Source organism: Thalassotalea marina (assembly GCF_014656435.1).
In the GTDB taxonomy this organism is placed as follows: Bacteria; Pseudomonadota; Gammaproteobacteria; order Enterobacterales; family Alteromonadaceae; genus Thalassotalea_C; species Thalassotalea_C marina.
This window is the reverse complement of sequence record NZ_BNCK01000006.1, coordinates 121884-138784: the sequence shown is the minus strand read 5'-3', so window position 1 is coordinate 138784 and position 16901 is coordinate 121884. Positions and strand designations below refer to the sequence as shown.

The following is a 16901-nucleotide window of genomic DNA, read 5'->3' as shown; positions in this document are numbered from 1 at the left end:
AATGAAGGGGATAAGTTTAGCGCTCAGCTGTTTAGTTTCTTTTCCATTATTGGCACAGTCGTCAGCAGGAAACTTGGATTTTGAACAGTTATATAATGGTACGCCGGTCGGATGGCTAAAGGCTGGCAAAGTATCTGAATTCAAGCTTTCTATAGATGAAACCACCGTGCAGTCAGGAGAGCATTCGGTATCAATTGAACATACAGGTGAGCAGTCTGGTTTTGCTGCTTGGGCTCAGGCAATTCCTGTCACCTTCGATGGGGAAACTATTACCTTGCGCGGTTACATTAAAACCGAAGGGGTGACAAATGGTAGAGCAGCCTTGATGGTCAGAATAGAGCCAAGTATTGCCTTTGATACCATGGAAAGAACACCTGTTATTGGAACTACTGACTGGCAACGATATGAGATAACCGTACCTTACAAGTCGGCAGAGGCAAAGAGAGTAATAATTGGTGGTATGTTGGCTGGCGAAGGTAAAGTATGGTTTGATAATATGGAGCTGCTAGTTGATGGAAAACCGATAGCTGATGAAAAACAAGCGTTAGCCGCTGAAAAAGATACGGCGTTTGATCAAGGCTCTGGCATTGAGTTGTCAGCACTCAATCAAGAGAAAATTGCAAATTTAGCCTTATTGGGTAAAGTTTGGGGTTTCTTAAAATATCATCACCCAGCTGTCGCGACAGGGGGGTACAACTGGGACTATCAGTTATTTCGGGTTTTGCCTGATTATATGAAGGCGACAACAAACCATGAGCGCGATCAGTTCTTGTTAAATTGGATTAAAAATTTAGGTGATGTTGAGCTGTGCACTCAGTGTCAAGCGACAAGCGAAGACGCAGTTTTAAAACCCGATCACAGTTGGATTGGATCGAATCTTTCGAGAGAACTCCAAGACAAACTCAACTTTGTATACCAAAATCGACATCAAGGCCGACATTTTTACATTGCCGACGGTGGTGTTGGTAACCCGGATTTCATTCGAGAAAATGAATATAGCAAAATGCCTTTCCCTGATGATGGCTTTAGATTGTTATCTTTGTTCAGGTATTGGAATATGATTCAATATTACTTCCCATATAAACATCTTATTGATAAAAATTGGCATGAAGTATTAACTGAATATGTTCCGCTGTTTGTTAATGCAAATAGTGAACTTGCCTATGAAAGATTGGCAGTACGGTTAGTAGGGGAAGTACAAGATACTCATGCAAATGTTTACAAAGGTGATGAAAAATTTGAAGCTGAAAAAGGGAAATATTTCCCACCTGTATACACGCGAATGATAGAAGGAAAACTAGTCGTTGCTGATTACTACACCGAGAGTAAAACTGAAAATGATGCAATGGCCAAAAAAGTAGGGCTTAATATTGGTGATGTGATCACTACAATTAATGACACTTCAGTTGATAAACTGATCGAACAGCGTCTAGTGGATTATCCAGCGTCAAATTACCCAACTAAGCTTCGAGATATTGCTCCAGATCTATTACGTTCTAACAATAAAACTGTCGACATCGAATTTATTCGAGATAAGACCTTAGAAAAGCAAACCTTAGCATTGTATCCCCAAGAAGAGCTCTTTGTGTACAGCAAGTATCGTAGGGAACCTAAGGGTAAAAGCTACAAGATGTTAGACAATAATATTGGTTATGTCACGTTGAAAAACATCACGCCTGAAGAGGTGGAAGCGATAAAAAAAGAATTTGCTGATACCAAGGGCATTATTATTGATATTCGTAATTACCCAAGTACCTTTGTGCCATTTTCACTCGGTGGTTTTTTAGTTGATAGCCCAACAGCATTTGCTAAGTTTACTGTGGCAAATCTGAATAACCCTGGCGAATTTAATTTTCGTAGTGGCAGTAATATTCCACCAGCTGATTCACACTATAAGGGAAAGGTGGTTGTTTTAGTCAATGAAATATCCCAAAGCCAATCCGAATATACTGCAATGGCCTTTAGAGCAAGTAAAAAAACTACAATAGTTGGTAGTACAACTGCCGCAGCAGACGGAAATGTATCACCAATTGAGCTACCTGGTGGGTTGGTTACTTATATTTCTGGTATCGGTGTATATTACCCCGATGGCACAGAAACTCAGCGTGTCGGCATAGTGCCAGACATTGAAGTTTTGCCTACAATTTCTGGCATTAAAGCAGGTCGAGATGAAGTGTTAGAAAAAGCGATTGAAGTTATTAAGTCGCATTAACAAAAGAGAAAGAGAAGTTGTTTTAAGTAACAACTTCTCTTTTGACCATTAGATGTTTAACCAAGACATTGACTGTTTACTGTCTGGCATAAAAAGCGTTTGATAAAGCGATGCCGCAAAATCATCGGTCATACTTGCTACATAATCGGCAATAGCTCGCTGGGCGTTCTGCTCTTTATCCATCGCACTTAACCATTGCTGTTTGGCAAAATTTGGTAAAAGCCTTTCTGGATCAGATGATAAGGCTTCAAATAATTCCATGACGACCTGTTGGCCACGATATTCAATTTGTTGAATGGCAGGTTGCCTAATAACAAAACGATAAACAAAACCTTTAAAAATATCGAGTACAGCATTGGCAACCTCTGGCAACATCGCGTTGTAACGCAGTAAAGGTTGCTCAAAATGCAATGCTTGGCGTTCGTTTAAATCAACTAACTCAATTGCAGTAATTAAATAGTTAACTAAAGAACCAATAGCCTCTTTTTGTTTATAGGGCTTTTGGCTAAATAACTTGTCAGTTAATGTCTGGCAAATTTCTTGAAGCCAAGGTTCATCAATCGCTTGCAGTGGTGTAACAACATGCTGAATAAAATCTGACGCATTGACTACTCCAGTAACAATAGCGTCTTCTAAATCGTGTATGCCGTAGGCAATATCATCGGCAAGTTCCATCATTGAACAATCTAGAGACTTAAAACAAGTTTTTGCATGATGATACTGATCTTTTGCCATACTTGATTGGAATAGTTCTCTATCACTCTGGTTGAGAGGTTCGAGTAACCAGTTTAAGGTTTCACTATCGTCACTGTAAACGCCTTTGGGCGGGTGCCATTCACTGGCTTTTAATTGCCTAAGATTACTTGGCGCAGCAGGAGTAATTGCTGATTTTAAATTATCCAAAGTTTGTGGGTATTTCAGTAATCCTAACAAAGTGCGTCTGGACAAGTTCATGCCATAACCTTCGCTGAAAGGCTCTAAACGAGAGACTATACGAAAGGTTTGCCCGTTACCCTCAAAGCCACCATGATTTCTCATCATGTAATGTAGTGCTATTTCACCACCGTGGCCGAAAGGTGGGTGGCCAATATCATGCGCTAAACACAACGCTTCAATTAAGCTGTCGTCTTGAGGAAAAAGCTCAGCAGATAATTCAGGGTATTTAGCGCGTAGTTGAGCACTAATACCTGAGCCAATTTGTGACGCCTCTAGGCTATGGGTTAAGCGGGTGCGATAAAAATCGTTCTGCCCGCTGCCCATGACTTGGGTTTTATTTTGCAATCGTCTGAACGCAGCTGAGTGCAATATTCTTGCTCTATCACGTTGATAAGGGCTGCGATGATCATGGCGCCGTTTGGCTATTTTAGTAAAAAAACGGCTAGACCATATATCAGTCATAAATTTCCTTGCTAGTAATTACTTAGTACCCAATAACCTTAACCAATTTATAGCTTTTTAAGCAATGATTTATCAACAGCTGCAATAAATTTTGTGTTATTTAATATTAAATACCAAGCGCTTCGGCATATTTATATAGCCACAACCACATTTCAATTTGAATATTATCTTGTTCATTTTTACTCGTAGGAATTGAGTTTGTAGTATAAGCAATACTTAAACCAAATTTCGGAAACGTCAACATATATGCATTTGCAGCATCGGCAGTGGTTCCGCCATGATGTATACCTTTAATGATTCGTTTAGTTTTACCCGGTACAAATTGGCTTACATCCATTTCATGAATGCGAAAGCCAAGTCCATAATTTTGTGGATTTATTTTATCGTCTGCTAATTTTATCGGGGTAAACAATTGCTGCTGTAACGTTTTATTTAAGTAGTTTTCATTTTGCATTTGCCAAGCCATGTTAGCTAAATCTAATGCTGTTGATTGATAAGCGCCACCGCCAAATAAAAAAGTCCTATCACGTTTAGTTGGTGCGGGTTGATGGTCTTTATCAGCTTTTTTCGGTAAATAATAAGTTGCTTCCACACTACTATCAGCTTGAGATGAGTCGAATACAGTTGAAATCATCCCCAACGGTTTAAAAACCTCCTGCTCCATCAATTTTAAATAAGAAGTGTGGCTAGCTTTAGCTAAAACATCAGACAGTAGGATGTAACCGCTTGAGCTATATTGAAATTTATTGCCTGGCGTAAATAACAGCTTTTCATGGCTAAATACATCAAATGCTTCTTCAGGCCGCCAATGATCTTTAACGGACACAAATTCGCGGTCGTGACGGGCATCTGTAAAATGCACAATGCCTGCGGTATGAGATGCCAACTGCTTACTAGTCAAATGCTGCCAATTATCTTGGTATTTCCCGTAAGTCGAAATAGGGGCATCAATTGCTAGTTTACCTTGTTGTACTAGGCGAGCCATTGCTAAGGTTGTCATAGGCTTAGCAATACTACCAACTGAGTAGCGAGTAGCTATAGTAGCAGCTTTATTCTCTTCAATATTCGCGAAACCATTTGCTTGATTTAATAGCGTTTTTCCTTGGTAATTAACGGCAACAACAAGCGATGGTAATTGATACTTGATGCGCATGTCTTCAATTTCTCTAGCTAATTGTTGACTTACTGGCTCGAAATTAGTATTGGTTTGAGCGTAAGTGCTGTGACTTATTGCTGTTAATACTGAAAACGATATTACATATAAAAGACGATTTGATTGGCGTTTAAATTTGTTCATTTTTTTACCTCTTGCCTTGTTTTCCTACAAAATAACAAGCGAAAGTTTTATGATGTTGAAGAAAATGACAAAAGGTCGATATCGCGTATTTTCGGTGAATATGATTGACAGAAATAACAGCAAAGCGTTTAATGCCGTTCATCATTAATATCGCCCGTTAATCGCTGTTATTGCTCGAAATTAACAAAAACCATCCAATACTCTTGGCTATGATTATCATGTGTGTTTTGTTTTTACAGTTAGATTGGGCAAAGTGATAAAAATTGGAAAGTCACCACTTAATATGAAACCTACCACATCGTCTCAAATCACATTTTGGTTGCTACAAACCACGGGATGGTGTCCGGTATTTGTCTTAATGTTGTTACTTTTTGGTGATGAATATTGGACAAGTCATTTTTCTATTTTGTTTGCCATTACTGTGGTTGCTACTAGCATTGTTATCAGTTTGATCATGCGTTACATGTACAAAACAATAATGCAACGTAAGGTGCCAGTAATTCTTTGGGCATTAAGTATTATAATTTTGAGTGTGCTGGCCGCACTTGCTGTTGGTCAAATACATTATGCTTTGTGGACTGTTATTGTAAATATATGGCCAAAGTTCTCCCCACTAGTCACTAGTCAGCCTATTGCAAGTATTTCCCTTTTTCTGATCCCTACGTATTTGGCGTGGAGCTGTTTGTATTGGTTGATCACTAGGCAAATTGCGCTTACTCAAGCTCATCAGCATAATGAACTGCTCTCGTTGCGAATCAAAGAAAAGCAACTGGCGATGTTACTCAGCCAGTTAAACCCACATTTTATGTTTAATACCATCAATAATATTCGTTCACTTGTTCGAATTGATGGGGAAAAAGCTCGTGATATGTTAAGTGCTTTTGCCGATATCATGCGCTATCAGTTTGCGACTCAGAGCAATGCAGCAACAAGTGTAGAAAAGGAGCTTGAATTTGTTGAAGCTTATGTAGCATTGCATCAGTTGCAACTTGGAAAACGACTAAATTTTAACATGGATATAGCACAAGAGTATCTTAACGCTGCAATTCCTAAAATGGCCATTCAGCTTTTGGTTGAGAACGCCATTAAACATGCTTTCGGTTCACAGGGAGTAACAGGAGATTTAACGCTGACAATAGGACCGATTGAACAACAAAAACCGGATAACTGGCGTATTACTTTGACTCATCCAGGCAGAATAATTGAAAATAAAAAAACGGGTATTGGCTTGTCAAATTTGCGCAATCGTTTAGCTATGTTTTTTGACAATGCTCAATTATCACTTACTACACAAAATGAGCAAGTTATCGCTCAAATAGATATTCAATCAAAGTAACTTTTATGCATATGTTCACTACCGTTATCGTGGAAGATTCTGAGCTTGCTCGGATAGAACTTAAAGATCTGTTAGCGCCTTATCCTTTTATTAAAGTTGTCGGTGAAGCTGTCGATATAAAGAGTGCAATAACACTTATTAACGAACTGCAGCCGAGTTTGTTGTTTTTAGATATTGATTTACCTGGGGGAAATGCGTTCGATATTCTCAGCAAGCTTAACTTTGATGCTTCCAAAATTATATTCACTACAGCATTTGACCAATTTGCCATTCAATCATTTGATTTCAATACGGTGGATTACCTTTTAAAACCCATCAAACCTCAAAGACTGAATAAAGCACTAGACAAGTTAACCACTGCAGTTGTATCAGAATTACCAGTAACAATTGAACGACTAAATAAAGAGCATTCATTTTTTGTTAAAGATGGTGATAAATGCTGGCTTATAAAAGTTGAGCAGCTCGAATATATTGAATCTGTGGGCAATTACAGTCGGCTCTATTTTGATGGTAATGTCGCTATGCACAATATGTCTTTGACTGCAGTTGAAGAGCGGCTAGATGAAACGCTTTTTTTTAGAATTAGTCGTAGTCACATCGTTAATCTAAGAAAAATAGTGCATATCGAGCCTTGGGTTACAGGGGGGTACCAAGTGACTTTGGAAAGTGGTCAAACGTTAGAAATATCAAGACGTCAAAGTGTTAAATTTAAACAGCAGGTGATGCTCTAGAATAGGTAAGTCGATATCTTCTTTCTATTTGCTGGTTGTCATTTAATTTAGAATAAGGCTAAACTTCGGATAATTGTTGAGCTGATACAAAATCAAAGGTTTTAGCGCAACAAATAACTAATAGGCTTAGTGGAGTTTTGATGAAAAATTTAAAACATGTATTATCACTTTGGCTAGGGCTAGCAATACAGCTAGCTTATGCAAATGAAGTAATGAATAGTTCACCTAAAGAGATGGTCGAATTGGTTGCAGGTTTGCCTAAACCTCCATTTATCATTGATGAAAATGGTAATGGCATGCAGCTTGAACTTATTCGCCAAGCATTTGATGTCAGCGATATAGACGTATCATTTATTCATATGCCTCTTGGTCGAAACATTATGGGTTATCGTCACGAAAATGTAGATGGTATAGCTATTTTACCGCCCGAATATGACCACCCAACTATTTATTTGTCTGAGCCTTATATTACCTATCAAAACGTCGCTATTAGTTTGTTAGAACATAATTTCACCATTGAAAAGATTGCAGATTTATCAGGAAAAAGCGTCGTTTCATTTCAAAATGCAAAGAAGTTTTTAGGGGATGAGTTTGGAAAAACTGTTTCCTATTTAGTGGATTACCGCGAAATTCACGATCAAAAAAAGCAAATTGATTTACTGTTTTTGCGTCGCGCTGAAGTGATCGTTTTGGATATTAATATTTTTAGATATATGCTAAAACACCATAGCGAACAATATGTTATGAAGCCATTTAAAATTCATTACATCTTTAACAAGCGCGATTACGCTGTGGGCTTTAAATCGGCTGAGCTTAGAGATAAGTTTAACTATGGTCTACAAATAACCAAAGATAATGGCAGTTACCAAATGGTACTTGATAACTACCTTTATCAGTCGATGTAATGTGCCAAACGAGGAGCAAGAGCTATTCTTTTCCTCGATTTGCTGTTATTTATTGGCAATAAATATTGCACGCTTTGGTGCAGGGTAGCCTTCGATTGTTTTAGACGGATCGTTAGGATCGAGAAAATCTTGTAATGATTCTGTATCTATCCAGTCAGTTTTACGTTGTTCTTCTAATGTTGTGGTATCAATATTAGCGACTCTAACATTGGTAAACCCACAACGTTCAAGCCAAGCACACATAGCATCAGCGCTAGGTAAAAACCAAACATTACGCATTTTGGCATAGCGCTCACCTGGTACCAATACCGTATTTTCATCACCTTCAACTATCAAGGTTTCTAATACTAATTCCCCACCTTTAACGAGCTGCGCTTTTAATTGATATAAAAAGTCGATAGGTGAACGTCTATGGTACAACACGCCCATAGCAAATACGGTATCAAAGGCCCCTAGCTCAGGTAAGTCTTCCACCCCTAATGGCAATAAATTAACACTACTTTCCTGCATAAAGTGCTGAATTGCTTGAAACTGCATGAAAAACAGTTGTGTAGGGTCAATTCCTACAACAAACTTTGCACCAGCTCCATGCATACGCCACAAATGGTAACCACTGCCACAACCGATATCTAATACATAACGGTTTGACAAGTCGCTGATATGTGGTTCAAGTCTGTCCCACTTAAAATCACTACGCCATTCAGTATCAATGTGTAAACCGTGAATGTGATAAGGGCCTTTACGCCATGGTTTGAATTTTTTTAACAGATTTTCTAAACGCTTAAACTCACCTTCGTTAATGTCTTCTCGTTTACCAGCTAACACTTGTGAACGTGTATCTTTCTCTGTTATCTCAGTTGAAGGTAAAGCCTGCAGTGTTTTTTGCCAATGCGCGAAGTCACCGTGTAATTGTTGTTTGTACCACTGGTCGAGTTGTGCAGGTAAAGTATTTAGCCATGGTGCAAGTCGGTTTGCGGCAATTTGTTGATAAAATTTTGAAAAATACATAGAGCGTTTTATTTAATGGCGACTAATGAAAAGAAGTTATAACACTGAAACCAAACCGTATTATGAGTAAAGCCGGCTTGTTGTAATCTGTTTTGATGACATTGAATGCTATCAGGTTTCATCACGTTTTCTAATGCGGTACGTTTTTGCGCTATCTCTAATTCGCTGTAGCCATTTGCACGTTTAAAATCATGATGAAGATCAATTAGTAATGAGTTACACACATTATCTTCATGGATCAGTTTTTCAGAGAGCAGTAAAATGCCACCAGGATTTAAGCCTTGGTAAATTTTGTTGATCAGGGTAGTGCGTTTATCAGCTTCGATAAATTGCATGGTAAAGTTTAATACCACCATTGAAGCATTTTCGATTTCAACGTCCATAATATCGGCTTCATTGATGATCACCGGTGTTTGGCCTTTAAAAGCGTTAACATGCATTCGGCAGCGTTCAACCATCGCTGGAGAATTGTCTACACCTATAATTTGGCATTCATTAGCCGTGATAGCTTTTCGCATAGCTAAAGTGGCGGCTCCTAGTGAACACCCAAGATCATAAACATTGCTATTTTCAGTGACATAGTGCTGACTAAGTCGCCCAATAGTGTCTATAATGGTGTTGTAACCTGGAACTGAACGAGAAATCATATCAGGAAAAACTTCGACAACTTGAGCGTCGAAGGTGAAATCTTTTACTTGGCTTTGCTTGTTAGAAAAGATCAAGTCAGTTTTGGACTGTGGCATATAGGATTTAGTGTAAAATCTGTTGAACTGTTGTTATTTTAACTGAAAAAGTGTGTCGATTGAAATTGAATAGCTGCAGAACATTGCAAGCAGTGACAAAAATGTATTTAGCTTTCTTGGGGTAATTTAGTGTTGCAGCGTATTTTATACCTGATATTAACTCTTACATTAATTTCTTTAAGCTATGAAAACGTAGCTTTTGGCCAGTCTTTTAAGGACCGGCCAATTACTATTGCAGTAAATAAAACCTCATACCCATACCATTACCAAGCAAAAAATGGTGAAGCAACTGGCATTAATGTTGACTTATGGAAACTATGGGCCGAAAAACAAGGTGTCGATGTTAAGTTTAAAGTATTAACTTGGAATGAAACCATCGAGCAAGTAGCCAGTGGTCAAATTGATATTCATGCTGGATTAGCAAGTACCCAAGAGCGTTTAGAAAAGTTTCTTTTTACCAACCCGTTTTTCATTCAAGACAATTATATTTATGTGCATCGAGAATATTCGCACATAAAAAGCTTAGATAAAGTACAGCCCCTTACCGTTGGAATTGTTGCTGGCTCTAGCCATGTTGATGTGATCAAACGCAATTATCCCAATTTCAATTTAAAGTACTATGCTAGTCGTTTTGATTTATTTGATGGTGCGTTAAAAGGTGAAATCGCAGCTTTTACCAACCTAGAGCGATTATCAAGTAATTACCCGCGGGTGAAAGAGCTACAACTTTTGTTTCCCGCATACAAGCGCATGTTGTTTTTTCGCAATGACTATGGCTCTGCAGTAAGTGCAAATAATCCTGAATTATTAAAATTTATCGAACAGGGTTTAGCCAAAATTACGCCTCAAGAGCGTTCAGCGATAGAAAAACACTGGCTTGGTTTAGATAAAAACACCAACGCATTAGCGTTAGTTTACTCACCAGATCTTTTGCCTTATATGGCGATTTCAAGTACAGGAAGACCAACAGGGTTATTTATCGACATTTGGCGTGCTTGGTCAGAGCATACTGGCCAACCAGTAGAGTTTGTACCGCAGTCATTTGAAAATGCCGTAGAGCTGGTAAAAAGTGGTGGTGCAGATATTTTAATCGCCTATCCAGAGCATTTAGTTGAAAGCTCTGGTTTGAGGGTGGCGGATCGCACTTACCGCGTTGACATCAAAGCTTATGCACAACGAGACGCCAATCAGCAGCTGCCAATATTAAATGCGTCTACTGTTGGCCGAGCTGCCATTTTTAAAGACGCACCATATATTAAGCAATTGCAAGAGCGATTTCCTAAGTTAGAGTTAGAGCTTTATGAAACCTTTGCCGCAATGTCTCATGATTTAGAGTTAGGCATGGTGCAGTTTATTTTTGGTGCCGGTGAAATCATGGAAGATCGCATCGTAAAAGCTAATCTACAAACAAACCTTTCAGCACTTTCAGAAGTCTATATTGAACTTGATATGTTTAGTATGACTGATGATAAAAACCAACGCTTAGCTGAAATCATTCGAGAAGGGTTTGCGTTAATTCCGCAAGAGCAGCTAATGCAACTTGAACGTAAATGGTTATCCAATGCGAGTGATGGCTATTTTAAACTCAAGCAGCTACATGCCTCTTTATCTGAACATGAACAAGCTTGGGTCGAACAACATCGAGATATAAAGATCGGTTTTATTAAAAATTGGGCACCAGTTGAATTTGAAGATGAAAACGGGGAAGTGGTTGGTATCAATGCCGATATCAACAAATTAGTGCAGCGCCGTACAGGTATTCATTTTAGTTATGTAGCTTATGATAACTGGAATGACATGCTTCAGGCCTTGGTAAAACACGATATCGACATAGTAGCCAGTGCATCAGAAACTGAAGATAGAAAAAAACGTTTGCTGTTTTCCGATTCATATTGGGGCATGCCTTGGGTAGTTATTCATCGTCGAGAACGCGGTGAACAGCTAACCATAAAAAGCTTTTATGGCAGTGAGCTTGCTGTGGTTAAAGGTTATCAGCTTATTGACAAAATTCGTAAGGAGCACCCAAGTATCACCTTACGTTTAGTTGACTCACATGAAGAAGGCGTATTAGCGGTTCAAAGGGGAGTCGTTGCGGGCTTTATTGAAAATATTGCTTCAGCATCAGAACTAATAAAGCGTGAAAGCTTAGTCACCTTAGGCCTTTCGGTTGCCGACACCTTAAGTGTTGATACACACCATTATGCCATTCGCAAAGATTGGCCGGAATTAAAAAGTATTATTAACAAAGCGCTGGCAACAATCAGTGCTGCTGAACGTAAGTTTATATACGAAAAGTGGTTTGAAATTAACTTAGAAACCGGGCTAGATCGCAACGTTGTATTACGGGTGGGATTACAAATTGGCGCCATTATATTAATTGTTATTGTTGTTATTGTGGTGTGGAACCGTCGTTTGTATGTTGAAATTCAGATGCGTAAAACACTTGAAGAAAAAATGAAACATATGGCTACCCACGATGAGTTAACTGGGCTTGCTAACAGAGTGTTACTTAAAGATAGGCTTAATTTGGCCATTAATTTTCACCAACGTAACGAAAGATTATTAGCCGTTCTGTTTATTGATTTAGACGGTTTTAAAACGGTTAATGATACACATGGACACGACGTAGGTGATGAACTGTTACAACAAGTGGCACAAAGGTTGAGTGGTTGTATTCGTAAATCTGACACGGTCGTGCGTTTTGGTGGTGACGAATTTGTATTGTTACTTACCGGCTTACACAATAAAAATGAAGCGTCGTTTATAGCGGAAAAAGTATTAAAAATAGTGCAACAAACATTTCATTTATCAGTTGGTCAGGCCAACATAGGTTGTAGTATCGGTATTGCCATGTATCCGTTTGATGGAAAAACAGAATCTGACTTATTAAAAGTCGCTGATACCCTGATGTATAAAGTAAAAGCAGCAGGTAAAAATCACTATGTGTTTAACTCATAATTGAAATTTACGGTGATCAGGGTTTAGCTAAACGCAAATAAATATTTCTCTTGGTATAACAAGTGACATTCCAATTAACTTCTATATAATTGTCGGCAATTTTTTCTATAAAAAGTATGCAGTGTTTGAACTGCGTATGACAATTCAAAAATTCAGGGTTTAATCATATGCGAACGCATTATTGTGGTGAGGTCAATGAATCTCACGTTGGTCAAGAAGTTACACTTTGTGGTTGGGTAAATCGTCGTCGTGACCTAGGCGCGGTAATCTTTTTAGATCTGCGTGATCGTGAAGGCATAGTGCAAGTGGTTTATGATCCAGACCTACCAGAAGTACTAGAAAAAGCTAACAGCTTACGTAATGAATTCTGTATTCAAGTAAAAGGTAAAGTTCGCGCTCGTCCTGAAGGTCAAGTAAATAAAGACATGGCCACAGGTGCCATTGAAGTATTAGGTTTAGATGTCACTATTTTAAATCGTGCAGCGCCATTGCCGTTAGACTTCAACCAAGAAAACTCAGAAGAGAATCGTCTTAAATACCGTTACTTAGACCTACGTCGCCCTGAAATGACAGAGCGTTTACGTTTTCGAGCTAAAGTAACATCAGCGGTACGTGAATCGCTTGAATCACAAGGCTTCATGGACATTGAAACGCCAATTTTAACGGCTGCAACACCTGAAGGTGCGCGCGACTATTTAGTACCTAGCCGTACTCATAAAGGCAAATTCTTCGCGCTTCCACAATCGCCACAACTATTTAAGCAGTTGTTGATGATGTCAGGCATGGAGCGTTATTACCAAATCGTTAAATGTTTCCGAGACGAAGATTTACGTGCTGACCGTCAGCCAGAATTCACTCAAATCGATATCGAAACGTCATTTATGACGGCAGATCAAGTGATGGAAGTGACGGAAAAAATGATCCGTGAATTGTTCCTAAAATTGTTAAATGTTGATTTAGGTAACTTCCCACGTATGCCATACAGTGAAGCGATGGCACGCTTTGGCTCTGATAAGCCAGACTTACGTAACCCATTAGAAATTGTTGATATCGCTGATATCGTTAAAGATGTTGAGTTTAAAGTATTCTCAGGTCCAGCTAACGATGAAAAAGGCCGTGTTGCTGTTATTCGTGTACCAGGTGGTGCAAGCGAGTTTTCACGTAAAAATATTGATGAATTAACTAAGTTTGTTGGCATTTACGGTGCTAAAGGCATGCCTTGGTTGAAAGTAAATGACAAGGCTGCAGGCTTAGAAGGTTTACAATCTCCTATCTTAAAATTCTTATCTGAAGACGCGGTAACTGCGCTACTTGAGCGTACACAGGCTGAAACTGGAGACATTATTTTCTTCGGTGCAGACTCGTACACGACGGTAAGTGAATCTTTAGGTGCATTGCGATTAAAAATTGGTGAAGAGTTAGGCTTAACGTCAAACGAATGGAAACCTCTATGGGTTGTTGATTTCCCTATGTTTGAAGAAGTTGATGGCCAATTCCATGCACTTCATCACCCATTTACTGCGCCAACACGTGCAAGCGCGGAAGAATTAGAAGCTAACCCAGCAGTTGCTTTATCTAACGCTTACGACATGGTGTTAAACGGTGTTGAATTAGGTGGTGGTTCTGTTCGTATTCACGACCAAGCAATGCAAGCTGCAGTATTCCGCATTCTAGGTATTAGTGATGAAGAAGCAAAAGAGAAATTTGGCTTCTTGTTAGAAGCACTTCAATATGGTGCGCCACCACATGCTGGTCTTGCGTTTGGTTTAGACCGCTTAGTGATGTTAATGACAGGTGCTAGCTCAATTCGTGACGTGATGGCGTTCCCGAAAACAACCACAGCAGCATGTCCATTAACTAATGCGCCTGGTCAAGCAAATCCAGAGCAATTGGCTGAACTAGGTATTCAAACTATTGTTACTGAAAAGGCTACTGACAGCGAATAAGCTAATTTGCTAAACCTGTCGTCGACGTAAAAACGAAATGCAGTTAGAGTAATGCTTTAACTGCATTTTTATTTGAATGAAATTAATTTAAGGATGTCGTTTGTCCATCATTTTAGGTATAGATCCTGGTTCAAGGTTAACTGGCTATGGTGTTATTCACCAAGAAGGCCATAAATTTACCTATTTAGGTAGTGGTTGTATTAAAGCAATTGCCGCTGGTGATGCCTTAGGTGATCGTTTACAAACTATCTATGCTGGCGTCAGTGAAATCATTGTGCAATTTAAACCTACTATGTTTGCCATAGAGCAGGTTTTTATGGCAAAAAACCCTGATTCCGCGTTAAAACTTGGTCAGGCTAGGGGAGTGGCAATTGTTGCTGCCGCTAATGCCAATTTACCAATTGCTGAATACTCAGCCAGACAAATCAAACAATCTGTTGTTGGAACAGGTAGTGCCGATAAAACACAAGTGCAACATATGGTGAAGTCTATATTAAAGCTGCCAGCAACACCTCAAGCTGATGCCGCAGATGCCTTAGCGGTAGCCTTATGTCACGCTCACAGTTACGACTCAATCAGTAAACTCTCAGGTCAAGTAACTAAAACGGTGCGTCGTCGACTCAGATAATACTTTACTGTATAAATATCTAGTGATAAGGTTGCGCTATCAAACATCAAAGTAAAAAGGTTTCCCTTTGATAGGACGATTACGCGGTACGCTGGTTGAAAAGTTACCCCCTGAAATACTGATAGAGTGCGCGGGCATAGGTTATGAGGTAACAATGCCGATGACCAGTATCTACGCTTTACCTGAACTCAATCAAGAATCTACTATTTATACCCATTTTGTTGTGCGCGAAGATGCACAATTGTTATATGGGTTTGCCAATAAAACGGAACGTAAGTTGTTTCGCTTGTTGATTAAAATTAATGGTGTTGGGCCTAAATTAGCGCTGGCTATTTTATCTGGTATGTCAGCAGAGCAGTTTGTTAGTTGCGTGGCACATGACGACTTGTCGACTATTGTTAAAATTCCTGGTGTTGGTAAAAAAACGGCAGAGCGTTTACTCATTGAAATGCGTGATAAACTCAAAGACTGGCATGCTGATCCAGACGCAGCAAGTTTTGAACTCACTGCTATAAACACAGGAATATCAGCACCAGAATTAAATGACGCCAAAGGTGATGCTATTAATGCACTTGTGTCGTTAGGTTATACTTCAACACAAGCCACTAAAGCGATTAAATCAATATACCAAGACGGCATGGACAGTGAAGCGCTGATCCGTGACGCACTTAAATCCATGCTGTAAGAGACTGATAAATGATCGAAGCCGACAGACTGATCCAACCAATCGCGACAAAAGAAGACGAAGGCATTGACCGTGCTATTCGCCCTAAATTGCTGCAAGATTACACTGGGCAATCTCATGTGAAAGCTCAAATGGAAATCTTTATTCAGGCGGCAAAAAATCGCAGCGAAGCCTTAGACCATCTACTGATTTTTGGACCTCCAGGCCTTGGTAAAACAACATTGGCGAATATTGTTGCTAATGAAATGGGAGTAAACATTCGCACTACCTCTGGCCCTGTACTGGAAAAGGCGGGTGACTTAGCGGCACTACTAACTAACTTAGAAGAAAACGATGTGTTGTTTATTGATGAAATCCATCGTTTAAGTCCTGTGGTTGAGGAAGTGCTTTATCCAGCAATGGAAGATTACCAACTCGATATTATGATCGGTGAAGGCCCAGCAGCACGCTCGATAAAATTAGATTTACCACCGTTTACTCTCATTGGTGCAACAACGCGCGCAGGGGCGCTTACCTCACCACTTCGCGATAGATTTGGCATAGTGCAACGATTAGAGTTTTATAACACACAAGATTTAACGGATATCGTTAACCGCTCGGCACACTTTTTAAATCTAGATATCGAAAACGAAGGGGCATTTGAAGTGGCAAGGCGCTCTCGTGGCACGCCTAGAATTGCCAATCGATTGTTACGCCGAGTACGCGACTATGCTGATGTAAAAACTCAAGGCCATGTTAATCAACAAACCGCACATGATGCATTAACCATGTTAGAAGTAGATAACGAAGGTTTTGATATCATGGACCGAAAGCTATTACAGGCGATTATCGAAAAGTTTAATGGTGGCCCTGTAGGGTTAGATAATGTCGCTGCGGCAATTGGTGAAGAACGTGAAACGATAGAAGACGTATTAGAGCCATTTTTAATTCAACAAGGATTTTTACAGCGTACACCACGTGGACGTATTGTAACTGATAAAGCTTACCAACACTTTGCGATAGATAAGTTAGATCTGTAATTCGAAAACCTGGCGGTTAACATTTAGGCTAGCCG

Annotated in this window: 13 protein-coding genes; 9 read left to right on the top strand and 4 right to left on the bottom strand. The window is 39.3% G+C overall.

What is annotated here, in order from left to right:
- The first annotated feature begins 1 nt into the window (after position 1).
- On the top strand, positions 2–2212 hold the full coding sequence (locus tag IE199_RS13915; RefSeq protein WP_229854722.1) for a S41 family peptidase: 2211 nt from the start codon (positions 2–4) through the stop codon (positions 2210–2212).
- Positions 2213–2260: 48 nt separating this feature from the next.
- Here IE199_RS13915 and IE199_RS13910 read toward each other — a convergent pair whose 3' ends face one another.
- Positions 2261–3610 (bottom strand): anti-phage deoxyguanosine triphosphatase, encoded by a 1350-nt coding sequence (locus IE199_RS13910; protein ID WP_189771631.1) that lies wholly within the window; start codon positions 3608–3610, stop codon positions 2261–2263.
- A gap of 106 nt (positions 3611–3716) precedes the next feature.
- Positions 3717–4907 (bottom strand): serine hydrolase domain-containing protein, encoded by a 1191-nt coding sequence (locus IE199_RS13905; RefSeq protein WP_189771629.1) that lies wholly within the window; start codon positions 4905–4907, stop codon positions 3717–3719.
- A 283-nt stretch (positions 4908–5190) separates the two neighbouring features.
- Between IE199_RS13905 and IE199_RS13900 the strand changes: the two genes are divergently transcribed.
- From IE199_RS13900 to IE199_RS13890, 3 genes are all read left to right on the top strand, one after another.
- Entirely contained in the window at positions 5191–6243 is a 1053-nt protein-coding gene (locus IE199_RS13900; RefSeq protein ID WP_189771626.1) for a sensor histidine kinase, read from the top strand.
- 5 nt (positions 6244–6248) lie between these two features.
- The gene (locus tag IE199_RS13895; protein ID WP_229854721.1) at positions 6249–6974 is read left to right on the top strand and encodes a LytR/AlgR family response regulator transcription factor; all 726 of its coding nucleotides are present in this window, start codon (positions 6249–6251) and stop codon (positions 6972–6974) included.
- Between the two features lie 140 nt (positions 6975–7114).
- Positions 7115–7879, top strand: coding sequence for a substrate-binding periplasmic protein (locus IE199_RS13890; protein ID WP_189771624.1), 765 nt, complete (start codon positions 7115–7117; stop codon positions 7877–7879).
- Between the two features lie 45 nt (positions 7880–7924).
- Here the strand turns inward: IE199_RS13890 and cmoB are convergent, their stop codons facing one another.
- Positions 7925–8887: a tRNA 5-methoxyuridine(34)/uridine 5-oxyacetic acid(34) synthase CmoB gene (gene cmoB / locus IE199_RS13885; RefSeq protein ID WP_189771622.1), complete on the bottom strand. Its 963-nt coding sequence runs from the start codon at positions 8885–8887 to the stop codon at positions 7925–7927.
- Positions 8888–8895: 8 nt separating this feature from the next.
- Complete coding sequence (gene cmoA, locus IE199_RS13880) at positions 8896–9630, bottom strand: carboxy-S-adenosyl-L-methionine synthase CmoA (RefSeq protein ID WP_189771620.1); 735 nt, start codon at positions 9628–9630, stop codon at positions 8896–8898.
- A 132-nt stretch (positions 9631–9762) separates the two neighbouring features.
- Here cmoA and IE199_RS13875 point away from each other — a divergent pair, with 132 nt between their 5' ends.
- The 5 genes from IE199_RS13875 to ruvB all read left to right on the top strand — a co-directional run bounded on the left by IE199_RS13875 (position 9763) and on the right by ruvB (position 16866).
- Positions 9763–12588, top strand: coding sequence for a transporter substrate-binding domain-containing protein (locus tag IE199_RS13875; protein ID WP_189771618.1), 2826 nt, complete (start codon positions 9763–9765; stop codon positions 12586–12588).
- A gap of 167 nt (positions 12589–12755) precedes the next feature.
- Positions 12756–14534 (top strand): aspartate--tRNA ligase, encoded by a 1779-nt coding sequence (gene aspS / locus IE199_RS13870; RefSeq protein ID WP_189771616.1) that lies wholly within the window; start codon positions 12756–12758, stop codon positions 14532–14534.
- A 100-nt stretch (positions 14535–14634) separates the two neighbouring features.
- The gene (gene ruvC, locus IE199_RS13865) at positions 14635–15162 is read left to right on the top strand and encodes a crossover junction endodeoxyribonuclease RuvC (protein WP_189771614.1); all 528 of its coding nucleotides are present in this window, start codon (positions 14635–14637) and stop codon (positions 15160–15162) included.
- Positions 15163–15229: 67 nt separating this feature from the next.
- Entirely contained in the window at positions 15230–15847 is a 618-nt protein-coding gene (gene ruvA / locus IE199_RS13860) for a Holliday junction branch migration protein RuvA (protein WP_189771612.1), read from the top strand.
- Between the two features lie 11 nt (positions 15848–15858).
- A complete protein-coding gene (gene ruvB / locus IE199_RS13855) occupies positions 15859–16866 on the top strand; it encodes a Holliday junction branch migration DNA helicase RuvB (RefSeq protein WP_189771610.1) in 1008 nt (335 codons plus the stop codon).
- Positions 16867–16901: the final 35 nt, after the last annotated feature.

Coding starts and splice junctions, on each gene's coding strand:
- IE199_RS13900 (WP_189771626.1), top strand. CDS start 5,191: ATGAAACCTACCACATCGTCTCAAATCACATTTTGGTTGCTACAAACC.
- IE199_RS13910 (WP_189771631.1), bottom strand. CDS start 3,610: ATGACTGATATATGGTCTAGCCGTTTTTTTACTAAAATAGCCAAACGG.
- IE199_RS13905 (WP_189771629.1), bottom strand. CDS start 4,907: ATGAACAAATTTAAACGCCAATCAAATCGTCTTTTATATGTAATATCG.
- cmoA (WP_189771620.1), bottom strand. CDS start 9,630: ATGCCACAGTCCAAAACTGACTTGATCTTTTCTAACAAGCAAAGCCAA.
- IE199_RS13895 (WP_229854721.1), top strand. CDS start 6,249: ATGCATATGTTCACTACCGTTATCGTGGAAGATTCTGAGCTTGCTCGG.
- IE199_RS13915 (WP_229854722.1), top strand. CDS start 2: ATGAAGGGGATAAGTTTAGCGCTCAGCTGTTTAGTTTCTTTTCCATTA.
- aspS (WP_189771616.1), top strand. CDS start 12,756: ATGCGAACGCATTATTGTGGTGAGGTCAATGAATCTCACGTTGGTCAA.
- cmoB (WP_189771622.1), bottom strand. CDS start 8,887: ATGTATTTTTCAAAATTTTATCAACAAATTGCCGCAAACCGACTTGCA.
- ruvB (WP_189771610.1), top strand. CDS start 15,859: ATGATCGAAGCCGACAGACTGATCCAACCAATCGCGACAAAAGAAGAC.
- IE199_RS13890 (WP_189771624.1), top strand. CDS start 7,115: ATGAAAAATTTAAAACATGTATTATCACTTTGGCTAGGGCTAGCAATA.